At 63.4% G+C, this 2,648-nt stretch carries 2 protein-coding genes and 1 pseudogene; all 3 read right to left on the bottom strand.

Annotated elements, in window-relative coordinates:
- Positions 1-699, bottom strand: a 699-nt coding sequence (locus tag EOA24_RS33675) for a TatD family hydrolase (RefSeq protein WP_133374750.1), incomplete at its 3' end; no start/stop codon positions are given.
- Complete coding sequence (gene metG, locus EOA24_RS33670; RefSeq protein WP_126082743.1) at positions 699-2,243, bottom strand: methionine--tRNA ligase; 1,545 nt, start codon at positions 2,241-2,243, stop codon at positions 699-701. The genes EOA24_RS33675 and metG, both read right to left, overlap by 1 nt.
- 127 nt (positions 2,244-2,370) lie before the next feature.
- Positions 2,371-2,648: pseudogene (locus EOA24_RS33665) on the bottom strand (DNA polymerase III subunit delta'); the annotation flags it as partial.

Raw genomic sequence — 2,648 nt, 5'->3', positions numbered from 1 at the left:
GGTCTCGGCAAGAACCATCGCCGTGGTCGTGACATAGGCCGGTTCGTTGCGTTTTCCCCGATGCGGGATCGGCGCGAGGTAGGGCGCGTCCGTCTCGACCAGGAGCCGGTCACGCGGAACATCAGCCGCGATAGCGCGCAACTCGGGGGAATTCTTGAAGGTCAGGATGCCGGAGAAGGAGACATAGCCGCCCAGCGCCACGCCGACTTCGGCCAGCCTGCGTCCAGACGAAAAACAGTGCAGAATGAAGGGGAAGGCGCCCTTCCCTGTCTCGTCCTCGAGGATCGACGCCATGTCGTCCTCGGCATTGCGCGCATGGATGACCAGCGGCAGGCCGGTCCGGCGCGCAGCGGCGATATGGGTGCGAAAACCTTGCGCCTGCGCATCGCGCGGCGCCTTGTCATAGTGGTAATCCAGTCCGGCCTCGCCGATCGCCACGACCTTTGGGTGACCGGAAAGCCGGACCAGCTCGTCGGCGGTGACGTCGAGCTCTTCCGCCGCATTGTGCGGATGAGTGCCGACCGAGCAATAGACCTCGTTGAAAGTTTCAGCGATTTCAAGGATCTGCTGAAAGCGCCTCACGCGCGTCGAGATCGTGACCATGCGGCCTACCCCGGCGGCGAGGGCGCGGGCGACGATAGCCGCCCGCTCCTCGGCAAAGTCCGGAAAGTCGAGATGGCAGTGGCTGTCGACCAGCATCAGGCGCCTTGCTCGACATAACGCGGGAACACGCCCTCCGGCGCCGGCAACGCGGCGCCGGGCACCAGCGCTTGGTCGGCATGGATGTGCTCGAAAGCACGCTTGCCCGCAGGCACGGCCAGCAGGTCGAGCAGCTTGGCCGCCGATCCCGGAATGAAGGGCTGGCAAAGGAGTGCCACGCGTCGCACCAGTTCGGCCGTTGTCCACAAGACCGTTTCCATCCGCTCCGGATTGGTCTTCTTCAGTGCCCACGGCTCCTGGGAAGCGAAATAGCGGTCCGCTTCCGCCACCACGCCGAAGATCGCGGCCAACGCCAGATGGATGCCCTGCTCCGCCATCGCCCGGCGCGAAACGGCCAGCGCTTCGATCGCCTGGTCGAGGATCGCCGTATCGGCCTCCGCCAGCTCGTCGCGCTTCGGCACCGCACCGCCGCAATTCTTGGCGATCATGGACAGCGACCGCTGCGCCAGATTGCCAAGGCCATTGGCGAGATCCGCGTTGGTGCGGTTGACGATCGCCTCATGGCTGTAGTTGCCGTCCTGACCGAACGGCACCTCGCGCAGGAAGAAATAGCGCACCTGGTCAACGCCGTAATGGTCCACCATCGTGAACGGGTCGATGACGTTGCCGACCGACTTCGACATCTTCTCGCCGCGGTTGAACAGGAAGCCGTGGCCGAAGACGCGCTTCGGCAGCGGAATTCCCGCCGACATCAGGAACGCCGGCCAATAGACCGCGTGGAAGCGCACGATGTCCTTGCCGATGATGTGCGCGTCGGCTGGCCAGAAACGCCATTTATCATCGTTTTCATTGGGATAGCCGATGCCGGTGATGTAGTTGGTCAAGGCGTCGACCCACACATACATCACATGCTTCTCGTCGCCAGGCACCGGCACGCCCCAGTCGAAGGTGGTGCGCGAGACCGACAGGTCCTTCAGCCCGGATTTGACGAAGCTCATCACCTCGTTGCGACGCTCGGCCGGACCGATGAAATCGGGCTGGCTCTCGTAGAGCGCGATGAGCTTGTCCTGATAGGCCGACAGGCGGAAGAAATAGCTTTCCTCCTCGACCCATTCGACAGGCGTTCCCTGCGGCCCGTAGCGCACATTGTCAGCGCGGACCTCGGTCTCCTCCTCGCCGTAATAGGCCTCGTCGCGCACCGAATACCAGCCGGCATAGCCACCCTTGTAGATGTCGCCATTGGCGGCCATCGCCTTCCAGATCGCCTGGGAGGACGCATAATGCCGCTCCTCGGTGGTACGGATGAAATCGTCGTTGGAAGCGTTCAGCGCGCTCGCCATGCGCTTGAACTCGGCCGAATTGCGGTCGGCGAGCTCGCGCGCCGCGATGCCTTCCTTGCGCGCCGTCTGCAGCATCTTGATGCCGTGCTCGTCGGTGCCGGTCAGGAAGAACACGTCCTTGCCGTCGAGCCGCTGGAAGCGGGCAAGCGCGTCGGTGGCGATCAGCTCATAGGCATGGCCGATATGAGGCTTGCCGTTCGGATAGGAGATCGCGGTCGTGATGTAGAATGTGTCGCGTGACATGAATGAACCGTCATGAATATCTGAATGTGAGTTGTGGCGGTGGATATCGCATCGGAACGTCGATTGCCATCCCGAGGCCAATGCAGGCCGCCCGAAAGTGGGCCAACGGCATGCATCGAACGGGCCGTCACATTCGCATCGCAGAATTCAGGCGGTCGATCATGGTCAGGGCGTGCTGCTTCTTGTCGAGATTGTAGGTCTCGGCCTCAGATATCGTGTTAAGCGCCTCCTGCCAAGCCTCAGACAGGGTTTTGGCCCTGGCGAGGTCGCCGGACAGCGCCGCTTCGCTGGCGGCGGCCGAAAGCAGATCGAGCGCGCGGCGATTGAAGATGTCGAACTGGATCGCCTGGTCGCGTCCCGCCACGGCCTCGGCGAGGCGGTGGGGGCCGGGAATGTCGGGGTTCC

The sequence above is a fragment of the Mesorhizobium sp. M2A.F.Ca.ET.039.01.1.1 genome, assembly GCF_003998035.1.
Taxonomy (GTDB): Bacteria; Pseudomonadota; Alphaproteobacteria; order Rhizobiales; family Rhizobiaceae; genus Mesorhizobium.
This window is presented reverse-complemented; position numbering and strand designations above follow the sequence as displayed.